At 54.5% G+C, this 23102-nt stretch carries 20 protein-coding genes and 3 tRNA genes; 11 read left to right on the forward strand and 12 right to left on the reverse strand.

Features of this window, described 5'->3' with window-relative positions; genetic code table 11:
- The first annotated feature begins 341 nt into the window (after positions 1–341).
- Positions 342–1172, forward strand: coding sequence for a C40 family peptidase (locus tag AC4PCC_RS11705; protein ID WP_492124626.1), 831 nt, complete (start codon positions 342–344; stop codon positions 1170–1172).
- A 55-nt stretch (positions 1173–1227) separates the two neighbouring features.
- Here the strand turns inward: AC4PCC_RS11705 and cydH are convergent, their stop codons facing one another.
- Positions 1228–1317, reverse strand: a complete 90-nt coding sequence (cydH, locus tag AC4PCC_RS11710) for a cytochrome bd-I oxidase subunit CydH (RefSeq protein ID WP_492124627.1) — start codon at positions 1315–1317, stop codon at positions 1228–1230.
- 284 nt (positions 1318–1601) lie between these two features.
- Between cydH and purR the strand changes: the two genes are divergently transcribed.
- Entirely contained in the window at positions 1602–2627 is a 1026-nt protein-coding gene (gene purR, locus AC4PCC_RS11715; protein ID WP_416250994.1) for an HTH-type transcriptional repressor PurR, read from the forward strand.
- Positions 2628–2644: 17 nt separating this feature from the next.
- Here purR and punR read toward each other — a convergent pair whose 3' ends face one another.
- Entirely contained in the window at positions 2645–3562 is a 918-nt protein-coding gene (gene punR / locus AC4PCC_RS11720; RefSeq protein ID WP_492124628.1) for a DNA-binding transcriptional activator PunR, read from the reverse strand.
- Between the two features lie 113 nt (positions 3563–3675).
- Here punR and punC point away from each other — a divergent pair, with 113 nt between their 5' ends.
- Positions 3676–4866 carry a purine nucleoside transporter PunC gene (gene punC, locus AC4PCC_RS11725; protein WP_492124629.1) on the forward strand — a complete coding sequence of 397 codons (1191 nt, stop codon included), beginning with the start codon at positions 3676–3678 and terminating at the stop codon, positions 4864–4866.
- A gap of 414 nt (positions 4867–5280) precedes the next feature.
- Positions 5281–6429: a cyclopropane fatty acyl phospholipid synthase gene (gene cfa, locus AC4PCC_RS11730; protein ID WP_492124630.1), complete on the forward strand. Its 1149-nt coding sequence runs from the start codon at positions 5281–5283 to the stop codon at positions 6427–6429.
- Between the two features lie 111 nt (positions 6430–6540).
- On the opposite strand, the gene AC4PCC_RS11735 is transcribed toward cfa, so the two are convergent.
- Entirely contained in the window at positions 6541–7197 is a 657-nt protein-coding gene (locus tag AC4PCC_RS11735; protein WP_492124631.1) for a riboflavin synthase subunit alpha, read from the reverse strand.
- Between the two features lie 231 nt (positions 7198–7428).
- On the opposite strand from AC4PCC_RS11735, the gene AC4PCC_RS11740 reads away from it, so the two are divergent.
- From AC4PCC_RS11740 to AC4PCC_RS11765, 6 genes are all read left to right on the forward strand, one after another.
- Positions 7429–8802 carry an MATE family efflux transporter gene (locus AC4PCC_RS11740; RefSeq protein ID WP_492124632.1) on the forward strand — a complete coding sequence of 458 codons (1374 nt, stop codon included), beginning with the start codon at positions 7429–7431 and terminating at the stop codon, positions 8800–8802.
- A gap of 148 nt (positions 8803–8950) precedes the next feature.
- Positions 8951–9027 (forward strand) — tRNA-Val (locus AC4PCC_RS11745).
- Between the two features lie 4 nt (positions 9028–9031).
- Positions 9032–9108 (forward strand) — tRNA-Val (locus AC4PCC_RS11750).
- Positions 9109–9116: 8 nt separating this feature from the next.
- A tRNA-Val gene (locus AC4PCC_RS11755) sits at positions 9117–9193 on the forward strand.
- 445 nt (positions 9194–9638) lie between these two features.
- Positions 9639–11051 carry a pyruvate kinase PykF gene (gene pykF / locus AC4PCC_RS11760; protein WP_492124633.1) on the forward strand — a complete coding sequence of 471 codons (1413 nt, stop codon included), beginning with the start codon at positions 9639–9641 and terminating at the stop codon, positions 11049–11051.
- Between the two features lie 305 nt (positions 11052–11356).
- Positions 11357–11593, forward strand: a complete 237-nt coding sequence (locus AC4PCC_RS11765; RefSeq protein ID WP_016169824.1) for a major outer membrane lipoprotein — start codon at positions 11357–11359, stop codon at positions 11591–11593.
- Positions 11594–11855: 262 nt separating this feature from the next.
- Here AC4PCC_RS11765 and AC4PCC_RS11770 read toward each other — a convergent pair whose 3' ends face one another.
- From AC4PCC_RS11770 to sufA, 7 genes are all read right to left on the reverse strand, one after another.
- Positions 11856–12851: a L,D-transpeptidase family protein gene (locus AC4PCC_RS11770; protein ID WP_492124634.1), complete on the reverse strand. Its 996-nt coding sequence runs from the start codon at positions 12849–12851 to the stop codon at positions 11856–11858.
- A 72-nt stretch (positions 12852–12923) separates the two neighbouring features.
- Positions 12924–13340, reverse strand: coding sequence for a cysteine desulfuration protein SufE (gene sufE, locus AC4PCC_RS11775; RefSeq protein WP_492124635.1), 417 nt, complete (start codon positions 13338–13340; stop codon positions 12924–12926).
- An 83-nt stretch (positions 13341–13423) separates the two neighbouring features.
- Positions 13424–14647 carry a cysteine desulfurase SufS gene (gene sufS, locus AC4PCC_RS11780; protein ID WP_492124636.1) on the reverse strand — a complete coding sequence of 408 codons (1224 nt, stop codon included), beginning with the start codon at positions 14645–14647 and terminating at the stop codon, positions 13424–13426.
- Positions 14644–15927: a Fe-S cluster assembly protein SufD gene (gene sufD / locus AC4PCC_RS11785; protein WP_492124637.1), complete on the reverse strand. Its 1284-nt coding sequence runs from the start codon at positions 15925–15927 to the stop codon at positions 14644–14646. Before sufD ends, sufS begins: the two co-directional genes overlap by 4 nt.
- Positions 15902–16648: a Fe-S cluster assembly ATPase SufC gene (gene sufC, locus AC4PCC_RS11790; protein ID WP_067703554.1), complete on the reverse strand. Its 747-nt coding sequence runs from the start codon at positions 16646–16648 to the stop codon at positions 15902–15904. Before sufC ends, sufD begins: the two co-directional genes overlap by 26 nt.
- Before the next feature lie 57 nt (positions 16649–16705).
- Positions 16706–18196, reverse strand: coding sequence for a Fe-S cluster assembly protein SufB (gene sufB / locus AC4PCC_RS11795; protein ID WP_345831395.1), 1491 nt, complete (start codon positions 18194–18196; stop codon positions 16706–16708).
- A 5-nt stretch (positions 18197–18201) separates the two neighbouring features.
- A complete protein-coding gene (sufA, locus tag AC4PCC_RS11800) occupies positions 18202–18576 on the reverse strand; it encodes a Fe-S cluster assembly scaffold SufA (RefSeq protein WP_492124638.1) in 375 nt (124 codons plus the stop codon).
- Positions 18577–18969: 393 nt separating this feature from the next.
- Here sufA and AC4PCC_RS11805 point away from each other — a divergent pair, with 393 nt between their 5' ends.
- Positions 18970–19374 carry a hypothetical protein gene (locus AC4PCC_RS11805; RefSeq protein ID WP_492124639.1) on the forward strand — a complete coding sequence of 135 codons (405 nt, stop codon included), beginning with the start codon at positions 18970–18972 and terminating at the stop codon, positions 19372–19374.
- 123 nt (positions 19375–19497) lie between these two features.
- Here AC4PCC_RS11805 and AC4PCC_RS11810 read toward each other — a convergent pair whose 3' ends face one another.
- The gene (locus AC4PCC_RS11810; protein ID WP_492124640.1) at positions 19498–19929 is read right to left on the reverse strand and encodes a hotdog fold thioesterase; all 432 of its coding nucleotides are present in this window, start codon (positions 19927–19929) and stop codon (positions 19498–19500) included.
- Positions 19929–22982: a D-2-hydroxyglutarate dehydrogenase YdiJ gene (gene ydiJ, locus AC4PCC_RS11815; RefSeq protein WP_492124641.1), complete on the reverse strand. Its 3054-nt coding sequence runs from the start codon at positions 22980–22982 to the stop codon at positions 19929–19931. Before ydiJ ends, AC4PCC_RS11810 begins: the two co-directional genes overlap by 1 nt.
- Positions 22983–23102 lie beyond the last annotated feature (120 nt).

Consider the following 23102-nt stretch of genomic DNA (forward strand, 5'->3'; position numbering starts at 1 on the left):
TGTAGCGACTCTGGCCCCCTGATGAAAACGACATTTTCAGTAAGGGAATTATCCTGGGGGTTCCGCGTGGCGAATTATCCAGCGGTAAAAACAACAAAATAACATTTGCCTGAGCCTGACGCCGCTGCTGTCACGGCTTACCCCGGGTTGATGAGCACATAACCAGCTGATTATGCTGAAATTGCCAACAATTACTTGTTGTACATCATTGAAACAAAAAAGACCTTACCTTTTGTTAAAGAGTTAGATTAGAATTGCGCTCACTTGTCTGCCGTATAGCAGATATCCTAATTTAGCCGAGCTTCTGCCTCTGGCGGGAGCATAAACAGTTAATGGTAACGATGCGTTTACTTATCACGCTCCTGATGCTGGCCTTCGCGCAGCTCTTTTTTAATGTGGCGCACGCATCGCCACATGCTCCAGTTAATGCAAACCACCATAAGGTGGAAGGCAGTGCCGCCCGTGAGGACGATCGTCGTAAGCGGCGGCAGGTGAAGGGTAGCGTAACGAAAAAAGTTAAAGAGTCCACCCGCAAGTCACGCCGTATACCCGCCACCCGCCTTAAGGCCAAAAAAACGCTCGCGCCGCAGCCTGTATCGTCCCACTCCCGGAAATCTGGCCTCAGGCACAAAGCCGCTTTGCAGGCCAGTCTGGGTAAAAAGCATTATGGTCACCGTCGTGGCAAATCCGTCGAGCAGGGTGAAGAACTGACCGCCGAGGTACTTAGCGCCCCACTAAAAATGAGCAAGGCACACCGGGCGCGTTATCAAAAAGCGCGTCAGACGGCGATGAACAAGCTGATGGGCCAGCTGGGTAAACCCTACCAGTGGGGCGGAACATCGCCTAAAACGGGCTTCGACTGTAGCGGCCTGGTGTGGTATGCCTACAAGGATCTGGTTAAGTTTAAGATCCCCCGCACCGCCAATGAGATGTATCACCTGCGCGATGCGGCGAACATCAAACGCGGCGAGCTGGAGAAAGGCGACCTTGTTTTCTTCCGCATTAACGGACGCGGCACAGCGGATCACGTAGGCGTTTATCTTGGCGGCGGGAAATTTATTCAGTCGCCTCGTACCGGAAAAGATATTCAGGTTAGCGCGCTGGCTGATGAATACTGGCAAAGTCACTACATCGGCGCACGTCGGGTGATGACACCCAGAACGATCCGCTAATCTCCGCGTCGCGTAGTGAATATAAAAAGGCCGATCTGACGATCGGCCTTTTTTTTTAGTGCATGACGGCGGTAAAGCTGAAAATAATAATCATTAACAGCGCGCTAACGGTGGTTAGCAGAGACAATTTCAGATCGGTGTCCACAGATACTCCTTTATACCCTTACAGTTTGTGTCACCATCAATTTTCCCACACCCGGCGGTAAAAATCTCGTTTTCTCTGCTCAGCCTTGTTAGAATTCCATTTCGTTGCGCAACGGGTTGCGTTCGCGGTCTGCAACCGACGCAACAGGCCTGGCTGACTGCCCCCTTTTCCTTACTGACGCCACCGAATATTCATAAAAAACGGCGACGGATTTTGCCGTTTCAGGCAATCGTTTAACAATATACTTATCAGCAAGTTGCGGTAAGTACAGGAGTAGTGATTTCATGGCAACAATCAAAGATGTGGCTAAACGCGCCGGGGTGTCGACCACCACGGTGTCCCACGTCATTAATAAAACGCGCTTTGTGGCCGAAGCCACGCGGGAAGCAGTATGGACTGCCATCCGCGAACTGCATTATTCGCCAAGTGCGGTCGCCCGCAGTCTCAAGGTTAATCACACCCGGACCATCGGCCTGCTGGCAACGTCCAGCGAGGCACCCTACTTTGCCGAGATTATTGAAGCCGTGGAGAACAGCTGCTTTGCCAGCGGTTACACCCTGATTCTGGGCAATGCGCACAACGATCTGGTCAAACAGCAGGCGTATCTGTCAATGATGGCGCAAAAGCGCGTCGATGGCCTGCTGGTGATGTGCTCCGAGTATCCTGATGAACTGATCCAGATGCTTGAAGATAACCGAAATATTCCTATGGTCGTCATGGACTGGAGCGAGTCACGCGGTGATTTTACGGATACGGTGCTGGATAACGCCTTTGAGGGCGGTTATCTGGTAGGCCGCTATCTGATTGAGCGCGGCCATCGCGATATTGGCGTCATTCCCGGTCAGCTGGAGCGTAACACCGGCGGTGGCCGTCATGCCGGTTTTCTAAAGGCGCTATCCGAAGCGGGGATCACCCTGCGCGATGAGTGGCTGGTACAGGGTGATTTCGAACCCGAATCTGGCTATCGTGCCATGCAGCAAATTTTATCCCAGAAGCAGCGGCCTACCGCCGTATTCTGCGGCGGCGATATTATGGCGATGGGGGCGATTTGTGCCGCTGATGAGATGGGTCTGCGCGTTCCCCAGGATATCTCGGTCATCGGCTATGATAACGTGCGCAACGCGCGCTACTTCACCCCGGCCCTGACCACCGTTCACCAGCCAAAAGAGAGGCTGGGCGAAACGGCCTTTGAAATGCTGCTGGATCGTATTACCAGCAAGCGTGAGGAGCCACAGACGATTGAAGTTCATCCCAGCCTGATCGAGCGTCGTTCAGTGGCGGATGGTCCCTTTGTAGACTATCGCCGCTAACGCCATTAGCCGCCTGCTCATTCCTCTGCCCCCTCGTTCAGCCACTCATTATTGAGCGTCCCGGTGTCGCCAAGATAGTCGAGCAGCCAGCCCAGCGCGGGGCTGGCCTGCTGCTGCGACCAGCTGACGCAGCAGGGGCTGTCGGGGAATGTCGCGGTAAGCACAAGTTCAGTTAATGCGCCGCTGCTCAGCAGCGGACGGGCAAAATGTCCTGGCACCATTCCGACGCAAAGCCCGCCCAGCAGGCAGTCCGCAGCGCTCTCCCAATCGGGCACCACCAGCCGACGCTGATTATCCAGCGTCCAGGTAGTGCGCTTGGGCAGCGCGCGGGATGTGTCTTCCAGCGTCAGAGAGGGCCATTCGCGGATGGCTTCCTCGCTGACCGGTCCTGAGATTTCTGTCAAAGGATGGCGGGCGCTAACCACACAGCGCCAGTTCAGCGCGCCCATATTGCGAAAGGCAAAGCGCCCGCCAACGGGTATTGCCTGAGTTGCGCCAATCGCTACATCTACCCGGCCATCCGCCAGCGCATCCCACACGCCATTAAACACCTCCGGGGAAAGGTGTAATTCCATATCCGGGAAATGACGGTAGAAATCGACAACCAGCTGCCGGGTGCGCTGGGGTTTCACTATCCTGTCTACGGCGATATTTAGCTGCCCGCGCCAGCCGTTTGCTACCTGCTGGCACTGACGCCGGGTGGCAAGCATTTTTTTGATTACGCTCCGCCCCTCCTGAATGAAGTAGCGTCCCGCCTCGGTCAGTTCGACATCGCGATGACGGCGTGTAAACAGCGGAACGGCCAGCCACTCTTCCAGCTGACGTACGGTATAGCTGATAGCGGAGGGGACCCGGTGCAGCTCAGCAGCCGCGGCGGTAAAGCTGCCGTTTCGGGCAACGGCATCAATCACTTCGAGGGAATGTTCTGACCACATTTTTTGCCTGCAAATTTTTTGAACGCAATGGACAAATATTAGCGTTTCACAACGACTCTGGCACGCATTTACACTCTGCGCCGTTATATTCTTCTGAAATTAAGAGCAAAAAAATGCCTGCAAAACTTTTTACCCTTTACCTGGCGCTGCTTAGCGTCATCGGCTTTCTGGCCACCGATATGTATCTGCCTGCCTTTACGCTGATGCAGCAGGATCTGCAAACCGACGCGGGAGCGATCGGTGCCAGCCTGAGTCTCTTTCTGGCGGGCTTTGCCTGTGCGCAGCTGATATGGGGCCCTCTCTCCGATCGAATCGGCCGTCGTCCGGTGCTGCTAATGGGTCTGAGCCTGTTTGCCATCAGCTGTGCCGGAATGTGGTGGGTGCACAATGCCACCCTGCTGCTGGTGCTGCGCTTTGTGCAGGCCATTGGCATCTGCGCGGCCGCCGTAACCTGGCAGGCGCTGGTGATTGACCGCTATTCCGCCACCCAGGCCAGCAAGGTTTTTGCCACAATCATGCCGCTGGTAGCACTCTCTCCGGCACTGGCTCCCCTGCTAGGCGCCTGGCTGCTCAACCATTTCGGCTGGCGCGCAATTTTTATTGCCCTGATGGTCATTACGCTACTACTGCTGGTTTGCACGCTCTTTTTGACAGCAACACCACGCGTTATGCCAAAAAACGGCGATAAGAAGACGGGTTTTCTAACCCTGCTGAAATCTCCTGTTTACAGCGGTAACGTGCTGATGTACGCCGCCTGCTCTGCCAGCTTCTTTGCCTGGCTGACCGGTTCGCCGTTTATCTTATCCGCGCTGGGCATGTCACCTGGCAGCATTGGCCTGAGCTACTTCCCTCAGACGCTGGCCTTTCTGACCGGCGGCTATGGCTGCCGAACCCTGCTTAAGCGTACGGAAGGCGGCTCACTTCTGCCCTGGCTGCTTGGCCTGTACAGCCTGAGCATTATTGCATTTTTTATCGCGGCTCAGCAGGCGATCCCCTCTGTGTATGCGCTGCTGCTGCCGTTCTGCGGCATTGCCCTGGCGAACGGTGCGCTGTATCCGATTGTTGTCTCGAATGCCCTGCTTCCCTTCCCACAGGCCAGCGGTAAGGCCGCGGCGCTGCAAAATACGCTCCAGCTGGGGCTTTGCTGCGTGGCCAGCCTGCTGATCTCCTCATTTCTTACCCGCCCGCTGTGGTCTACCTCGCTGGTTATGCTGTCGACTGTCCTATTTGCCATAATCGGCTATATTTTACAGCGTACAAAAGCGGCAGAAACGTCACTGCATCGCGCTGAAAGTAGTCGTTAACCTGCTGAATACTTTTAGTTAGCAACCTAACAATAAACATTTGAATATTGTCAGGGGTGAGCATATACTCGTTTCGCTGGGTAAAAAAATAACAATTTCCGCCTGATAACCCTCCGCTATGCTGGCAGATAACCTGCCAGCAGGGTGAAGGATATCGGGAATACCTGCCAGGCCTCTTATGCTTTTAGCAAGTCTGACGGTTAAACGAGAAATAAAAGGTAAATTTTCAATTCTGACAGGGTAGTCTGGGTTTTAATCCGTGCATCCCCGTTGCTCTACTCTGCTAATATTTATATTCAATCCTCTGTAACGCCGGAAATCAAACGTACGCTAGCGAGTGCGTATTCTCAAAATCCCGTAGGAATTGTTTTTTCTATTTCTCGGGTATCAACCACACAGGGTGATGGAGAGACTATGAGTTCATCGTGTATAGAAGAAGTGAGCCTGGAAGAGAATCAGTGGTACAGAATCGTTCAGGAGATGTTGCGCAGTGCAGATATCGACATTAATGGTACCCGACCGTGGGATATCCAGGTAACCAACCCTGCCTTTTTTAAGCGCGTGCTACAGGAAGGCTCACTGGGGCTGGGTGAAAGCTATATGGATGGCTGGTGGGAGTGTGAAAGAATGGACATGTTCTTTCATCGCGTATTACTGGCGAAGCTCGATGAGAAACTCCCCCATCATTTCAAAGATACCTTACGTATTGCCGCCGCAAGACTAACCAATCAGCAGTCAAGAAAGCGCGCGTGGATTGTGGGAAAGGAACATTACGACCTCGGCAACGATCTGTTTTCTCTGATGCTTGATTCCCATATGCAGTACTCCTGCGGCTACTGGAAGGAAGCCCGGACGCTGGAGGATGCGCAGAATGCAAAATTAAAAATGATTTGCGAAAAGCTGCAATTAGCACCCGGTATGTCCCTTCTGGATATCGGCTGCGGCTGGGGCGGGCTGGCAGAATATGCGGCGCGTCACTATGGCGTTCGCGTTTCTGGCGTCACTATCTCTGCCGAACAGCAAAAAATGGCTCAGCAGCGCTGTGAAGGATTGGATGTCACTATCCTGTTACAGGACTACCGCGATCTGAATGAACAGTACGATCGGATTGTTTCCGTGGGGATGTTTGAACATGTCGGCCCTAAGAATTACGCCACCTACTTTAACGTGGTGAACCGAAATCTGAAGCCGGATGGGCTTTTCCTGCTGCATACCATTGGGGCGAATACGACCGGCGAGAATGTTGATCCCTGGCTGGACAGATATATATTCCCTAATGGTCGCCTGCCCTCGGTAAGCCATATTGCTGAGGCCAGCGAACCTCACTTCGTTATGGAAGACTGGCATAATTTCGGCCCGGACTATGACACCACGTTGATGGCGTGGATTGACCGTTTTCTTGCAGTGTGGCCTGAGCTCTCTGAAAAGTACGGTGAGCGCTTTAAACGCATGTTTATTTATTATCTTAATGCCTGTGCAGGGGCCTTTCGTGCGCGCCATATGCAGCTCTGGCAGGTGATGTTTACGCACGGAATTGAAGGGGGACTTCGCGTCCCGCATTAATCCTGTTCCGCTAAAAGGCCGGCGTAATTTACGCCGGCCTTTTTATGCCTGGCATTTCGCTATGGCGCTTTTATCCGCTAAAGCTTACAGGCTGTTTAACGCAGAGGCGGTTTAGCGTTGCTCTGGAGCGTCCTGAGCGACGGCCTGGCTAAGCAGGGCGTCACGCTGTGCCAGTACGCGTTCGACGGTTTCAATGATCGCCTGAGTGTGCGGATCGATTTCAATATTCACGCGATCCCCCAGACGTTTGGCCCCCAGCGTGGTCCGCGCCAGCGTTTCAGGAATAAGGTGTACGCAGAAACGGGTTTTGGTCACTTCCCCAATCGTCAGGCTTATTCCATCAATGCCAACAAATCCTTTATGCAGGATATATTTCATCTGCTCCGCATCACGCGGTTTAAACCAGATTTCGCGGTTATTTTCTGAGATAAGAATTTTGCAAATCTCTGCCGTGGTCATAATATGGCCAGACATGAGATGACCACCAATTTCATCACTGAATTTTGCTGCCCGCTCGACATTGACATAATCGCCAGTACTGAGATCGCCCAGATTAGTGATGCGCAGCGTCTCTTTGACCAGATCGAAATTTACCCGATCGCCGTTTATTCCCGTCACCGTCAGACAACAGCCATTATGAGAAACGGACGCGCCCAACTCCAGACCTGGCAGCATGTCGGGCGGAAGTCGCACGGTGTGGGTGCGGAAATTAGGCTTCTCGTTAATCGCGAGCAGTTCGGCGGTGCCCTGCACAATACCGGTAAACATGGTTATCACCTCAAATAGAGTATTCTACCTGTTAGTTTGCCCTGGCTTACGCGTAAATCCAAACGCCCACGGTTTTTTTACTCCGACAGTCTGCGCTATTTTTCCGGCTAAGATTGGCTATTTGCTCTGCGATCATTACACTGATCGGCCAGCCCTGCTGTTAAACGTGGTGTTCAGTGCGATATTGCGGCAGCCAGGCTCCCTCCTACATAAATATAAACAGGTGTTCGTGTGCAGAAGTACCTTATTGAGGCGCGTCAGTTATTAGCGCTGGCGATCCCAGTGATCTTTGCTCAGGTGGCTCAGTCCGCTATGGGATTCGTCGATACGATTATGGCAGGCGCTGTCAGCGCCACGGATATGGCCGCGGTTGCCGTGGGCACCTCAATCTGGCTACCCGCCATTCTCTTTGGACACGGTTTGCTGCTGTCACTGACGCCGGTGGTGGCGCAGTATAATGGATCGGGTCGTCGGGACCGTATTGCGCATCAGGTACGCCAGGCATACTGGCTGGCGGCGGTGGCTACCGCCGTGGTGATGGTGCTGCTTTATAACGCCGGTTTTGTCATCCGCAGCATGCACAATATTGACCCGACGCTGGCGGATAAAGCCACAGGCTATCTGCATGCGCTGCTGTGGGGCGCGCCAGGCTATCTGTTTTTTCAGGTGGCGCGCAATCAGTGCGAAGGACTGGCCAAAACCCTGCCCGGCATGATTATTGGCTTCCTGGGTCTGATGGTAAATATCCCGGTTAACTATATCTTTATCTATGGTCATTTTGGCATGCCCGCGCTGGGCGGCGTGGGCTGTGGCGTGGCGACGGCCTCGGTCTACTGGGTAATGTTTGTGGTAATGAAACTCTGGACCCGCCGCGCGCATTCACTGCGTGATATCCGCCTGCCGACGCGCCTGAGCGCGCCAGACAGGTCGGTGCTCTGGCGCCTGTTTACGTTAGGCCTGCCGGTTGCGCTTGCGCTGTTCTTTGAGGTCACGCTGTTCGCGGTTGTCGCGCTGCTGGTCTCCCCTATGGGGATCGTCGAGGTTGCCGGGCATCAGATCGCGCTGAATTTCAGTTCGCTAATGTTCGTTATGCCGCTTTCACTGGGCGTGGCGACGACGATCCGCGTGGGCTTCCGGCTTGGGCAGGGATCGGCCGACGCGGCACGGGTGTCCGCCTGGACGGCACAGGGCGTCGGGATAACCATGGCCTGTGTGACCGCTTTGTTTACCGTGATGTTTCGCGAGCAGATAGCGCTGCTTTACAACGATAATCCGGCCGTGGTTACGCTGGCCGCTCAGCTGATGCTGCTGGCTGCGGTATACCAGATTTCCGATTCAATCCAGGTGATTGGCAGTGGCATTCTGCGCGGTTACAAAGATACGCGTTCGATCTTCTTTATCACCTTTACAGCTTATTGGGTGCTCGGCCTGCCCTGTGGGTATGTGTTGGCGATGACAGACTGGGTGGTTGCACCGCTGGGCCCGGCGGGTTTCTGGATGGGGTTTATCATCGGTCTGACCTCCGCGGCAATCATGATGGTCTGGCGTATCCGCCGCCTGCAGCGTCAGCCAGCCGGGCAGATTCTGGCACGTGCAGCACACTAATTTTCCGGCATTTTTTGTGCAGGCATGCTTAAATATGCTGCGCTTCGCACAGTTGCGCAGCAGTCACACAGAAAAAAGCGGATTCTGCTTGCCAGGCGGTAACGCTGTCGTTAATATTCGTCCCCGCTGTTAGTAATACAGTAATGATGCGTTCTTAGCTCAGTTGGTTAGAGCACCACCTTGACATGGTGGGGGTCGGAGGTTCGAGTCCTCTAGAACGCACCACAGTGCGTCCGTAGCTCAGTTGGTTAGAGCACCACCTTGACATGGTGGGGGTCGGTGGTTCGAGTCCACTCGGACGCACCAGCATTTATGCGTTCTTAGCTCAGTTGGTTAGAGCACCACCTTGACATGGTGGGGGTCGGAGGTTCGAGTCCTCTAGAACGCACCACTCCTGACAGCCACTTCCTGCGTTAACTTTTTCTCTGTTTCTCCGTCAACGAATCTCCCGCTTTGCACTGTGCTCGTCCCCTGCTGTGACGCCCCTGGGCCCGTTTTTATTGCGCAACACTATGCGCTAACGCAATAATTGACTGATAAGATCATGCTTTTTAGTTGGTTTTCGTCTACCCGACTCGCTATAATCACCGACGTTGTTTCATTTGAATGGTTTCAGCGTATGGTTGGCCCTTTACAAAAAACGATAGCGTCCTGCGCCCTTCGCTGCGCATGCGCTGAAACTGCGTCTCAACTTCCTCTGCAAACGACCCTACTGTCACCTATTCTTAATCTGTACCGCAGTTTACGACTCAAGCAAAAATTCTTCTCCGGGGCTTTTTTTACCGGCGCCGGGATTGTCACTCTCACATCCATTACAACTTAATAGATAACTCGTCATGAAAAAGACCAAAATTGTTTGTACTATCGGACCAAAAACCGAATCGGAAGAAATGCTGACTCACCTGCTGGATGCGGGAATGAACGTAATGCGCCTTAACTTCTCTCACGGCGATTATGAAGAGCACGGCAAGCGCATTGCCAACCTGCGCGCCGTAATGAGTAACACCGGCCACCAGGCGGCGATCCTGCTGGACACGAAAGGCCCGGAAATCCGTACCATGAAGCTGGAGGGTGGCAACGACGCCGCGCTGAAAGCAGGCCAGACCTTTACCTTTACCACCGACCAGTCCGTGGTGGGTAACACCGAACGCGTGGCGGTCACCTATCCGGGTTTTGCATCAGATCTCAAAATCGGCAATACCGTGCTGGTGGATGACGGCCTGATCGGCATGGAAGTGGTTGAAGTCACAGAAAACACCGTGGTCTGTAAAGTCCTTAACAATGGTGACCTGGGTGAAAACAAAGGCGTTAACCTGCCGGGCGTTTCTATCCAGCTGCCTGCGCTGGCTGAAAAAGACAAGCGTGACCTGATCTTCGGTTGTGAACAGGGCGTTGATTTTGTCGCGGCGTCGTTTATCCGTAAGCGCTCAGACGTGCTGGAGATCCGTGAGCATCTTAAGCAGCACGGCGGCGAGCATATTCAGATCATCTCCAAGATCGAAAACCAGGAAGGCCTGAATAACTTCGACGAAATCCTTGATGCGTCCGACGGCATCATGGTTGCGCGTGGCGATCTGGGCGTTGAGATCCCGGTTGAAGAAGTTATCTTCGCTCAGAAGATGATGATCAAAAAATGTAACCGCGCACGTAAGGTGGTTATCACAGCCACTCAGATGCTTGATTCGATGATCAAGAACCCACGCCCTACCCGCGCGGAGGCAGGCGACGTGGCTAACGCCATTCTCGATGGCACCGATGCGGTTATGCTGTCGGGCGAAAGCGCGAAAGGACGTTATCCCCTGGAGTCAGTCACCATTATGGCGACCATCTGCGAACGTACCGATCGCGTTATGAAGAGCCGTATCGATTCGCATCATGACAACCGTAAAATGCGCATTACTGAAGCAGTATGCCGTGGCGCGGTAGAGACGGCAGAAAACCTGGAAGCCCCCCTGATCGTGGTTGCCACAGAAGGCGGTAAATCGGCCAAATCCGTGCGTAAATACTTCCCTAACGCCACCATTCTCGCGCTGACCACCAATGCACTCACCGCTCGCCAGCTGCTGCTGAGCAAAGGCATTGTGACCAGCGTCGTCGACGAAATTGCTTCAACCGATGACTTTTACCGCCTGGGTAAAGAAGTCGCGCTTGCCAGCGGCTATGGTCAAAAAGGCGATGTGGTGGTGATGGTTTCTGGTGCCCTGGTGCCAAGCGGAACAACCAATACCGCATCCGTACACGTTCTGTAATTTCAGATTAGGGTTAGAGATTAAAAAAGCGCCCGAGTGGCGCTTTTTTTATAGTCATCATCTGGAAACACCACAAAACATCTGCCTGAAATTATCCCCTCAAAATTTTACAAACTTAAGAAGTGTCCAATTAAACGCGCCTGTTTTAGCTAATTTTTTTGTACTTAAGTGCAAAGACGATGCTTCTTTGAGCGAACGATCAAATTTAAGCACCTTCCCATCAAAAATTTATTCTCATTAGAAAATACTTTGTGTAATACTTGTAACGCTACATGGAGATTAACTCAATCTAGAGGGTATAAATAATGAATCGTACTAAACTGGTACTGGGCGCGGTAATCCTGGGTTCAACTCTGCTGGCTGGTTGCTCAAGCAACGCTAAAATCGACCAGCTGTCTACCGACGTTCAGACTCTGAACGCTAAAGTTGACCAGCTGAGCAACGACGTGAACGCAATCCGTTCTGACGTTCAGGCTGCTAAAGATGACGCAGCTCGTGCTAACCAGCGTCTGGACAACCAGGCTCACTCTTACCGTAAGTAAGAGTTCTGGTTATGAAAATGGCGCACAGTGTGCGCCATTTTTTTTGTCTAAAATGCCCCCTCACTTAAGCTGCCCGCCGGTAGTGAGTCGTCTTAATTTACCGTACAGCTACCGCTGATTAATCCCCCTGTAACGCCCCGAAGCTTCTTATCCATACCCTGTCCTGCAAACCTACCTGTTACTATTCATCACGCGGCTTAAGATGCTGCCCCGGCTTAAACGCTCCACAAGCCATGCTAACGTGCCTGCGGCATGCGGTGGCTCAGGGTGTCGATTGTGACGGTGATGCGTCTGAATCCTGCTGGTGGCGGCTGTAAGGCAGAGTCCCCTGCTCTGGCTCGCCGCTATTCACCAGCACCGGCATTCCAGAACGGCGTTTCAGTGCGTCGCCGATAACCTGCCCGTCGCTCAGCCCACTGTTAATAAATTTTTTCGCGCCAGAAGTGAGCAAAATGGGCATGGTCTGCGGATCGTCGCGGTCGCTATGCGAAAGCGGCTGATGCACCTCGATATAGCGCTTGCCGTCCGGCTCTGTGGCATATTTCACCGGCTGGTTGACTATCTGTACGCGTGTACCCGTGGGAACACTGTCAAACAGGGCTTTAATGTCAGCGGGCCGCAGACGAATACAGCCCGAACTGACGCGCATCCCAATACCAAAATCCGCATTAGTTCCATGTATCAGATAGTGCCCCGCCCCCCAGGCAAGGCGCAGAGCGAAAAGCCCCATCGGGTTTTGCGGGCCGGCGGGCACGGTAACGGGCAGCGTTTTCCCTTCTGCCGCATAGCGTTTACGGATATTGGGCGTCGGTGTCCATGAAGGGTTTGGGATTTTCTGACTGATGCGGGTTACCATCGGTGGCGTATTCGCCCCCAGCTGACCAATACCAATCGGGTAAACAATGACCCGGTCCCCGCCTTTAGGGTAATAGTAAAGGCGCAGCTCGGCGACGTTAACCACTATCCCTTCCCGTCGGGTATCGGGCAGCAGCATTTGTAAAGGTATGGTCAGCTTTGTACCGGGTGCAGGTAGCCAGGGATCGGTTCCGGGATTCGCCTCCAGCATCCCCAATAGCCCGGTTTTATAGGCGGCCGCGACGCTTTCAAGCGGGCGACCATCATCGGGAACGACGTAGATGGTGTTCTCGCCGATCAGACGGCTGTTTTCGGGCGGCAGCGGATATTCTGTGGCATTGACGCAGGATGAGGCGAACAGGAGCAGCAACAACGATGAAAGATGCATCAGACAGCGTTTCATAGAGGCTTCTCGATGAGCAGGAGAGAAACCTCCCGACAGCAGTGCGGGAAGCCTGCCGGGAAGGCGTAGTGATTAGCTTAGCGTAGCGGCCTTCTGGCGAATTGCACGGATCATTGCTTCTAAACCCTGTGAGCGGGAAGGCGTAAGATGCTGCGCCAGCGCCAGCTGCTCAAAGAAAGGACGAACGTCAAAGCCAACGATATCAGCAGGTGTCATATTCTGATAGAGGATGAAAACCACCGCCACCAGTCCCTTAACAATCGCCGCGTCACTGTCGCCCTGCAGGGTGACGTAGCCGCTGCTATCGGTGTCCATAATTATCCATACCTGACTCTGGCAGCCCGATATGGCATTCCCGGGCTGGTGCAATGCATCAGGCAGCGCGGGCAACAGGGCACCCAGCTCGATGATATACAGGTATTTCTCTTCCCAGTTCGCGCAGCGGGTAAAGTTGCGCACCAGTTTCTCTTTATCTGGCAAACTTGCCATTACTCTCTCCCTTATCGGTGGGCAGCCCTGAACAACTGCGCCTGACCGCTTCATTCAGCGGTCAGGCGCGTTGGAACAGCTATTTAGCCGCCCAGCAGACGGTGTATACGTGTCAGGCCTGCCGCCAGTCGATCGGCCTCTTCTTCGCTATTATACAAAACGAAAGAAGCGCGGCACATTGCCGGTACGCCGTAATGCGTCATCAGCGGCATCGCGCAGTGATGACCCGTGCGAATCGCTATTCCATAACGATCCAGAAAGCTGCCGACGTCATAGGCATGATGCTGACCCAGATTGAACGCGATCACGCCTGAACGCGCCTGAGGACCATAGATAACCAGGCCAGGGACCGAAGCCAGTTTATCCAGCGCATAGCGCATCAGCGCCTGCTCACGCTGGTGGATCACATCCAGACCCAGTGCGGTTATCCAGGAAAGTGCCGCGCCCAGTGCGATAATACCGCCTGTATTGGGCGTGCCTGCCTCAAAGCGCCACGGCGCAGCGGCAAAGCGCGTGCCTTCCGTGAGGCTGACGGTGGCTATCATCGACCCACCGCCTTCCCACGGTGGCATCTCATCCAGCAGGGCCTTACGCCCGTAAAGGATGCCAATACCAGTGGGGCCGTAAATTTTATGGCCGGAAAAGACGTAAAAATCGCAGTCCAGATCCTGGACGTCGACCTGCTGATGCATCACCGCCTGCGCACCGTCAATCAGCGTGGTCACCCCGGCCGCTTTTGCCCGCGCTACCAGCTCTTTCACCGGGTTAACCGTGCCCAGAACGTTAGAGACGTGGGTGACTGCCAGCATACGGGTGCGGCTGTCTATCAGCGTGGAGAGGTTGGACAGGTCCAGCTCACCGGTTTCGGTCAGCGGGATAAAGCGTACTTCTGCGCCAACACGTTCGGCCAGCATCTGCCAGGGAACGATATTGGCGTGATGCTCCATCCCGGTGATCAGGATATTGTCACCGGCCTGCAGCTGACGGCTTCCCCAGCTGTTCGCCACCAGGTTGATCCCCTCGGTGGTGCCTTTGACGAAGATAATCTCTTCCGGCGACGCGGCATTCAGAAAACGTGCCGCCTGAATGCGCACGTCTTCCATTGCGGTGGTCGCTTCCGCACTCAGGGTATGAATACCCCGATGCACGGCTGCGTAGCCATTCGCATAGAAATGACTCTCAGCGTCGATGACCGCCTGCGGCTTTTGTGCGCTGGCTGCACTGTCAAGATAGGCCAGCGGTTGGCCATTCACTTCTCGCGCCAGAATAGGAAAATCAGCCCTGACGCGTGTCAGGTCAAAACTCATTGAATGCCTCCGGGAAAACGCTGTGCGATACGTTGCATTACCGCCTCTTTCAGCACGTCATCCGTAATGGCTTCGGTTAATTCTGCGGCAAACGCATAGATAATCATACGCTGCGCTGACGCTTCGCTAATACCGCGCGCGCGCAGATAAAACATCTGCTCGTCATCAATACGCCCAATGGTGGCACCGTGGCTGCACTTAACGTCGTCAGCGTAGATTTCCAGCTGGGGTTTAGTATCCACCTCAGCCAGCCGGCCCAGCAGCAGGTTGTTATTGTTCATCTGGCCGTCGGTTTTCAGCGCATGCTTAGCCACTTTTATCAGGCCGTTAAAAACCGCGCGCGCTTTATCGCGAACGATAGTTTTATGCAGCTGTCGGCTCTGGCAGTAGCCTTTATTGTGCTCAAGCCAGGTGCGGCTGTCACAAACTTCTTTCTCGATCGGCAGCATCAGGCTGTTAATGCCCAGCTCACTGCCCTCACCGTTCAGCTGAACGCTGGTATTGTGCCGGGTCAGACCCGCTCCCAGCAGGAAGCTGTGGCTCTGAACGCGCGCGTCACGGCCAATAACCAGATCGTTATGGGCAAAGTGGAAGCTGCTGTTGTGCTCAAAGGCCAGCTTGTAGTGCGTCAGTGCTGCATTGTCGCCCACTTCTGCGGTAAAGCGGCCGCCGGTAAAGTGACTGGCTTCGTTCAGGCTGACGTAGTGCTCAATCACCGAGGCCTGTGCGCCATCGTCCAGCTGGAGATGATGACGATAGTGTGACGTATTCATCTCTGCCTGGGCGCTGCCGCTGCTGATATGCAGCAGGTAAAGCGCGCGCGGCGCCTGTTTTCCGCGCGCCAGGCGCACCAGCGTCACTTCTTCTGCCAGACTTTCCGTCAGGTGCAGGAATACCTCAGGTTGTAGCGGCGCGTTAAGTTCGCGGCGCTCACCCGCCTGAGAAATCTGGATATCAAACAGATCATAGCTGCTGTCACTGAGGGCTTTGCTGAAACGCCCGTCGACAAACACCAGTTTGACGGCGTCGATCTCGAGGGCGCGTTCTGTAACATCAGCCGCGCTCAGTTCAGGGGAGTGCGTTTGCACAAAGTTCTGCCCAAACAGACTCTCCAGCGGGGTATATTTCCAGTTTTCCTGCTTGCGCGTCGGCAGTCCGAGACGCAATACCTGCTGCCAGTGGTGCTGTGCCTGAAGCGAACGGCTTGCGCCGTGGCTTTCAAACAGGTGATGCCACTGCTGCAGGGTGTTGTCACTACTCCTGGTCGGTAAGCCAGCCATAGCCTTGCTCCTCCAGTTGTTTCACCAGTGTAAAGTCGCCGGATTTGACGATTTTGCCCTGATACAGAACGTGAACGAAGTCCGGCTTGATATAGTCCAGAATGCGCTGATAGTGCGTCACAATAATGAATGCGCGCTTACCGTCACGCAGCGTGTTAACGCCATTAGCGACCGTTTTCAGCGCATCGATGTCCAGACCTGAGTCGGTTTCATCCAGGATGCACAGCTCGGGTTCAAGCGCTGCCATCTGCAGAATATCATTACGCTTTTTCTCACCACCCGAGAAGCCAACGTTAACTGAACGCGTCAGCAGGTCTTCCGGCATTTTCAGCAGGTGAATTTTGTCTTCAATAAAGTCCTGGAAGTCGAAACGATCCAGCGCTTCGCTGCCGCGATACTGACGCACCGAGTTCACTGCGGTTTGCAGAAAGAACTGGTTGCTGACGCCCGGGATCTCAACCGGATACTGGAACGCCATAAAGATGCCTTCCCCTGCCCGGTCTTCCGGAGAGAGTTCAAGCAGATCTTTACCTTTAAAGCTAACGGAACCACCGGTCACTTCATACTCTTCGCGCCCGGCCAGCGTGGCAGAGAGCGTACTTTTTCCTGAGCCGTTAGGGCCCATGATGGCGTGGACTTCACCCGGTTTTACTTCAAGATCCAGCCCACGCAGGATCTCTTTGTCTTCAATGCTAACCTGTAAATCTTTAATACTTAACATAGTGTTTCCCTGGCAGTGCCGTCCAGCACTGCGCTCAGTGACCGTACGCGTGGGCCATTAGCCCACGCTGTGTTCAAGGCTTATCGCCAGCAGTTTTTGTGCTTCCACCGCAAACTCAAGCGGCAGCTCGGAGAAGACGTCTTTACAGAAGCCGTTAACGATCATGGAAATGGCATTATCTTCGCTAATGCCGCGCTGCAGGCAGTAAAAGAGCTGGTCTTCGCCAATACGTGACGTTGTCGCTTCGTGTTCAAGCTGGGCAGTATTATTACGCACTTCAACATAGGGGAAGGTGTGCGCACCGCACTCGGCACCAATCAGCATGGAGTCACACTGGGTAAAATTACGGGCGTTGGTCGCCGTCGGCATGATCTTGACCAGGCCCCGATAGGTGTTCTGGCTTTTACCCGCCGAGATCCCTTTTGAGATAATGGTCGATTTGGTATTTTTGCCGATGTGGATCATTTTGGTGCCGGTATCAGCCTGCTGATGACCGCTGGTCAGCGCGACCGAGAAGAACTCACCAATAGAGTTATCACCGCGCAGGATCACGCTCGGGTACTTCCAGGTGATGGCCGAGCCGGTTTCTGACTGCGTCCAGGACATTTTGCTGTTTTCACCTTCACACAGCGCACGCTTGGTCACAAAGTTCAGAATACCGCCTTCCGTTTCGCCGCCGGAGAACCAGTTCTGCACGGTGGAGTACTTCACCTCGGCATCTTTATGGATGATCACTTCCACCACCGCCGCATGCAGCTGATAGCTGTCACGCACCGGGGCTGAACAGCCTTCGATATAGCTAACGTAGCTGCCTTCATCGGCAATCAGGATGGTGCGCTCGAACTGACCGGTTTTCGCCGCGTTGATGCGGAAATAGGTCGACAGCTCCATCGGGCAGCGCACGCCTTTAGGAATGTAGACAAAGGTGCCATCGGAGGCGACGGCCGAGTTCAGGGCAGCGAAAAAGTTGTCATTCGCGGGCACCACCGTACCCAGATACTGTTTTACCAGCTCCGGGTGGTCGTGGATGGCTTCACCGAACGAACAGAAGATAATGCCCTGCTCTGCCAGCTTGCCGCGATAGGTGGTTGAAACTGAAACAGAGTCAAAAATCGCATCAACCGCGACTTCCTGCCCCTCACGCACCGGCACACCCAACTGTTTAAAAGCGTTCTCCACTTCTTCTGTCAGATAGTCGGGCGCCTGTGAACCCGAGGCCTGCGTGGCACCCGGCTCGGAGGCACAGCTGTCATCACAGTTGCCGCAGGAGGGCGCGGAATAGTAGCTGTAATCCTGATAGTTCAGCGACTTATAGTTAGCTTTCAGCCAGTGCGGCTCTTCCATCTCCAGCCAGGCAGCATAGGCTTTCAGGCGGAATTCCAGCATCCACTCGGGCTCGTTGCGCTTGGCGGAAATGGCGCGCACAACGTCTTCGCTGAGGCCATTTTCGAACTCTTCGGTTTGCAGCTGGGTGAAGAAACCCTCTTTGTACTTCTGGTTTCCTTCCCAGATCTGCACATCATCCGATGTTTCAGTAATTCGGGACATAAAGTTTACTCAACGCCAAAGCTCTCACCACAGCCACAGGCGTGTTGAGCTTTAGGATTATTAAATTTGAAAATCTGATTCAGGCCTTCACGAACAAAATCCAGTTCCGTTCCGTCGATGAAAGGCATTGCCTGTAACGGCACGTAGAGATGCGCGCCCTGATGAGTAAAGACCAGATCGTCTGCGGCGGGCTCTTTCACCAGATCCATGGTGTAGCCAAAGCCAGCACAGCCGGATGTCTTCACACCCAGCTTCAGGCCCTTCACATGCGGGTCGTTGGCTGCCAGCGCAATGATTTGCTGGGCTGCACTATCAGTGAGCGTCAGGCCTTTCCAGACGAAGTCATCCGGTGAAAAAGAAGCAGTAGTTGCTGATGGCATAAAGTTACCTCGCGAGTCGATAGCCCTGAGGGCTAATGTCTCTATGTTAGTGATATTGAATATCGCTTCAACCTCTTGTTTTGCAGGGATTAAGGCCAACGGGACTTTTTTAGCCCTTTTTATACAGTTTAGACCCTGTGAAGAGGATGACGATCGGCATTACACTCCGATTTAACGAAATTATAACACATTGAAAAAAGGCCAGTAAATAACGGCCACGCTGTGATGACCGTGAATTATAGATATTTTACCGCTTTCAGACATGCCGCGTATCGTTATTACCAATTTTTATGAGAGGCAGCATTTATGGGTAAAAATTTTCCGCCGGAAACGTTGAATAATGCGTCATTTATAATATGATAATGATTATCATTAGCACGAACGAGCCCTGAGATGAATCTTTCGATAAGCGCCTGGCTGCACCAGAAGATTGACGACTACACGTTTTCAGTTCGCGATATCACCGTTGATTTCTACATGGCTCAGGCCAAACTCAACCGGCCACAGTGCAGCCTTGAACACCTGCGTCGATTCAATGATATTTGCCTGGACATGGCCGAGCTGTGCCAGCTAAACGGCGATGACCGCAGTTACCTGCACGCGCTGGGTAAGCTCCATCACCGCTTACTGGTCGAGCTGGGTAACCCCGAACGCGACAGGCTGTTTCGGATGCAGGCCTGGCAGCTGGCCCGACATTCCCTTACCCGTCTGTGCCACGAGCTGGCGCTAACCGGCGACTGGGATCGCGCCACCCGCCTGCAGAGCGATTTTGTAAAGCATGCCGCGTGGATTATTTAACAACCGGGCTGCCTTAACCCGATCCGGCCTTATCCCGGTGAGCACATCCCGACCCTACCGCTATTCTGGCCCGGCCCCATGCCCACAGCCTGCCCCCCCCTTTTCAGAAGGGGCAGCATGATATCACTCTTTGCCCCTGGCTGACAAAACTGCGGTGGTCAGTCTGACCGAGCAGCACAGCCGCTGTCGGGGGTCAAAAATGTCTATCTGCCAGCGCTGGTGGTTACGCCCGGTGTGCAGCGCACGACACACGCCGCGCACCTCCCCTTCCCTTACCGGGCGCAGATGACTGGCGTTGATTTCCAGCCCGACGATCCGCTCCTCCCCGGATGTACATAAATAACCCGCCACCGACCCCAGCGTCTCGGCAAGCGCGACCGAGGCACCGCCGTGCAGCAGACCAAAGGGCTGACGGGTGCGAGAATCGACCGGCAGCGTCGCCTCCAGCGTCTCCTCATTGATAGCGGTAAAGACGATACCCAGCGTTTCAGCCAGATTGCCCCGTCCCAGCTGGTTTAGCTCTGCCAGGGTCATCTTACGTTGCCAGATAGCCATTAAATAATCTCCAGCAGCGCCTGGAGGGGATGGCGCACGCCATTCCCTTCCACGCGCTTCACCTGACTGCGGCACGAGTAACCCGTCGCCAGGCAGCGCTGCCTGGGCAGCTTTTGCAGCGCCTGATGCCAGGATAGCTCATAAATACCGAGTGAGTTTTTCAGATTCTGGCTTTCGTGACCATAGGTCCCCGCCATGCCGCAGCAGCCGACGCTGACGTTCTCCAGCCGGGCGCCAAAGCGGGCAAAAATGCTCTCCCACTGCCTGGTCGAGCCGGGCAGCGCCGTCACTTCCGTACAGTGCCCGAACAGATACCAGCTCTCCCCGCTTTGCGGCCTGGGGTTGCTCTGAGGGAGAGCCTGCTGTAGCCACTCGTGCACCAGCTGAACATGGAAATCACCCCGCTGCTCGCCCAGCGTCAGGCGGTATTCATCGCGATAGCACAGCACCAGCGCCGGATCGACGCCCACCAGCGGTAGCCCCAGCTGCGCCACGCGATTAAGGAAATCGGCGGTTTTCTGGGCCGTGCGCGCAAAGCGTTGCAGGAATCCCTTTACATGCTGGGCCTTACCATTCGGTGAAAACGGCAGTACCACTGGCTGGTAGCCCAGCTTTTCGATCAGGCTGACAAAATCAGCGACCAGTCGGGCTTCGTAATAGCTGGTGAAGGGATCCTGCACCACCAGCACATAGCGTTCGCGCTGTACGCTACTCATCGCCTCAAGCTGTTCGAGGGTGGTGGTCATTGCCTGCTGTCCCGCCAGCTCTTTTTTAAGCGACGGAGAGGAGAGCAGGGGCAGATCCACCATGCCAATATGTTTTCTGCTCAGATCGCGCAGCAGCGGCTGACGCAGAAAAAAGTTAAACACCCTGGGGGCTTTCGCCATCAGCGGGGCATAGCTCTCCACGCTGGCGACCAGATAGTCGCTGGCCGGACGCAAATAGCGAGTGTGATACAGCTGCAAAAAGCGCGACCGGAAGCCGGGCACGTCAATTTTAATCGGACACTGAGTCGAGCAGGCTTTACAGGCCAGGCAGCCCGACATCGCCTCCTTAACCTCATGCGAAAAATCATACTCCCCACGCTGGGCATGCCAGCTGTTTCGCGTTCGCGCAATCAGCCCGCGCAGGCTGACCTTCTCCTTCGGCAGGTTTTTCTCCAGTGCCACCGGATCAACCCCCTGCTCGGCCAGCAGGCGAAGCCATTCGCGGGTGAGCGTGGCGCGCCCCTTCGGCGAGTGAATACGGTTAGCGGTGATCTTCATCGAAGGGCACATCGGGCTGCGGACGTCAAAGTTGAAGCACAAACCGTTACCGTTGCACTCCATCGCCCCGCGCCAGTCGGTTCTGACATTAATGGGGATCTGCCGATCCCAGGTTCCGCGTTTAACCGCATCCACAGCCATCATCGGTGCATCAAGGCCAAACGGGGTGCAGATTTTCCCCGGGTTCAGCCGGTTGGCCGGATCGAATGCCGCTTTGATGCGCCTCAGTTCATTGAACAGCGCTTCGCCGAAGAATTCCGGGCTGTACTGCGCGCGAAATCCCTTGCCGTGCTCGCCCCACAGCAGGCCACCAAAGCGTGCCGTCAGGGCCACCACTTCATCGGAGATCTGCTTCATCATCATCTCCTGCTGCGGGTCGCACATATCCAGCGCGGGGCGCACGTGCAGCACCCCGGCATCCACATGGCCAAACATGCCGTAACTCAGGCCATGTCCGTCCAGCAGTGCGCGGAACTCAGTAATATAATCGGCCAGATGCTGCGGGGGCACGCAGGTGTCTTCCACGAAGGGAATAGGCTTGGCACCGCCTTTGGCATTGCCCAGCAGGCCTACCGCCTTTTTACGCATGGCATAGATACGTTCAATGCCGTCCAGATCGCTGCAAATCTGATAGCCGATAATGCCTGCCTCATGGGCGGCGATCAGCGCATCCAGCCGCTGGCAAAGCGCCGCGACCTGTTCAGCAATCGCGGCGCCGTCGTCACCGGCAAACTCAACAATATTGAGTCCCGCCACGTCGCTGCCCGGCACATCGGTAATCAGTTCGCTCACCGAATGCCAGACGATATCCTCCCGCGCCAGGTTCAGCACCTTTGAATCAACCGTCTCTACCGACAGCGCCTTTGCCTCCACCATAAAGGGGGCGCTACGCAGAGCGGAATCGAAAGAGTCATATTTGATGTTAACCAGCTGGCGCACTTTAGGGATACGCGTGATATCAAGCCGGGCCTCGGTAATAAAGGCCAGCGTTCCCTCTGAGCCGCACAGCAGTCGCGTCAGGTCAACCTGTTGCAGATCGTCACTCAGCACATGGCGCAGGTCGTATCCGGTCAGGAAGCGATTAATTTTCGGGAATTTATCCAGCACCAGCTGGCGATTATCGCGGCAGCTTGCCAGCACGGTGCGGTAGATGTTTCCTTCCGCCGTCGCCTCCGCTGCCAGCTTTTCTGCCAGTGCGACGGGAATGCTACGCGTGTCAAGGATATCACCACCCAGCAGAATGGCGCGCAGGGCCAGCACGTGATCGGACGTTTTACCGTACACCAGCGATCCCTGACCCGACGCGTCGGTATTTATCATCCCGCCCAGCGTGGCCCGGTTGCTGGTGGAAAGCTCAGGAGAGAAGAAAAAACCATAGGGTTTGAGAAATGCATTCAGCTGATCCTTAATCACACCCGCTTCAACCTTTACCCATCCCTGCTCAACGTTAATATCAAGAATGCGGTTCATATGGCGGGACATATCCACCACAATTCCCTGATTAAGCGACTGCCCGTTGGTACCGGTTCCCCCTCCGCGCGGGGTAAAGATGAGATCGCTAAAGCGTGCCTCTCCCGCCAGGCGGGCTATTAGCGCCACATCGGCGGTGGAACGGGGAAAAATAACGGCATCAGGGAGAAGCTGGTAAATGCTGTTGTCGGTGGAGACGCTAAGGCGATCGGCATAGTGAGTCGCGGTATCGCCAGTGAAACCCTGCTGCTCTAACGCCTGCAAAAAATTCAGCACCAGTTGAATCAGGCCTGGCGCCTGAGAAATTTGTGGGATCATTTTCGGGTGACCAAATGTAGATTATGCATTTCTGTTGATTCAACGGTTTTATCATATTTTTTTATCAACTGTCGCGGTTTCAAAAAAACGTGGATAAAAGAATCCTGCACGGCATCTGTC

The organism is Erwinia sp. L03-1, assembly GCF_058686115.1.

Coding starts and splice junctions, on each gene's coding strand:
- AC4PCC_RS11765 (WP_016169824.1), top strand. CDS start 11,357: ATGAATCGTACTAAACTGGTACTGGGCGCGGTAATCCTGGGTTCAACT.
- AC4PCC_RS11810 (WP_492124640.1), bottom strand. CDS start 19,929: ATGGCTATCTGGCAACGTAAGATGACCCTGGCAGAGCTAAACCAGCTG.
- ydiJ (WP_492124641.1), bottom strand. CDS start 22,982: ATGATCCCACAAATTTCTCAGGCGCCAGGCCTGATTCAACTGGTGCTG.
- sufA (WP_492124638.1), bottom strand. CDS start 18,576: ATGCCATCAGCAACTACTGCTTCTTTTTCACCGGATGACTTCGTCTGG.
- punC (WP_492124629.1), top strand. CDS start 3,676: ATGCCTGCAAAACTTTTTACCCTTTACCTGGCGCTGCTTAGCGTCATC.
- AC4PCC_RS11705 (WP_492124626.1), top strand. CDS start 342: ATGCGTTTACTTATCACGCTCCTGATGCTGGCCTTCGCGCAGCTCTTT.
- sufC (WP_067703554.1), bottom strand. CDS start 16,648: ATGTTAAGTATTAAAGATTTACAGGTTAGCATTGAAGACAAAGAGATC.
- AC4PCC_RS11805 (WP_492124639.1), top strand. CDS start 18,970: ATGAATCTTTCGATAAGCGCCTGGCTGCACCAGAAGATTGACGACTAC.
- sufD (WP_492124637.1), bottom strand. CDS start 15,927: ATGGCTGGCTTACCGACCAGGAGTAGTGACAACACCCTGCAGCAGTGG.
- pykF (WP_492124633.1), top strand. CDS start 9,639: ATGAAAAAGACCAAAATTGTTTGTACTATCGGACCAAAAACCGAATCG.
- cfa (WP_492124630.1), top strand. CDS start 5,281: ATGAGTTCATCGTGTATAGAAGAAGTGAGCCTGGAAGAGAATCAGTGG.
- sufS (WP_492124636.1), bottom strand. CDS start 14,647: ATGAGTTTTGACCTGACACGCGTCAGGGCTGATTTTCCTATTCTGGCG.
- sufB (WP_345831395.1), bottom strand. CDS start 18,196: ATGTCCCGAATTACTGAAACATCGGATGATGTGCAGATCTGGGAAGGA.
- AC4PCC_RS11770 (WP_492124634.1), bottom strand. CDS start 12,851: ATGAAACGCTGTCTGATGCATCTTTCATCGTTGTTGCTGCTCCTGTTC.
- AC4PCC_RS11735 (WP_492124631.1), bottom strand. CDS start 7,197: ATGTTTACCGGTATTGTGCAGGGCACCGCCGAACTGCTCGCGATTAAC.
- purR (WP_416250994.1), top strand. CDS start 1,602: ATGGCAACAATCAAAGATGTGGCTAAACGCGCCGGGGTGTCGACCACC.
- sufE (WP_492124635.1), bottom strand. CDS start 13,340: ATGGCAAGTTTGCCAGATAAAGAGAAACTGGTGCGCAACTTTACCCGC.
- punR (WP_492124628.1), bottom strand. CDS start 3,562: ATGTGGTCAGAACATTCCCTCGAAGTGATTGATGCCGTTGCCCGAAAC.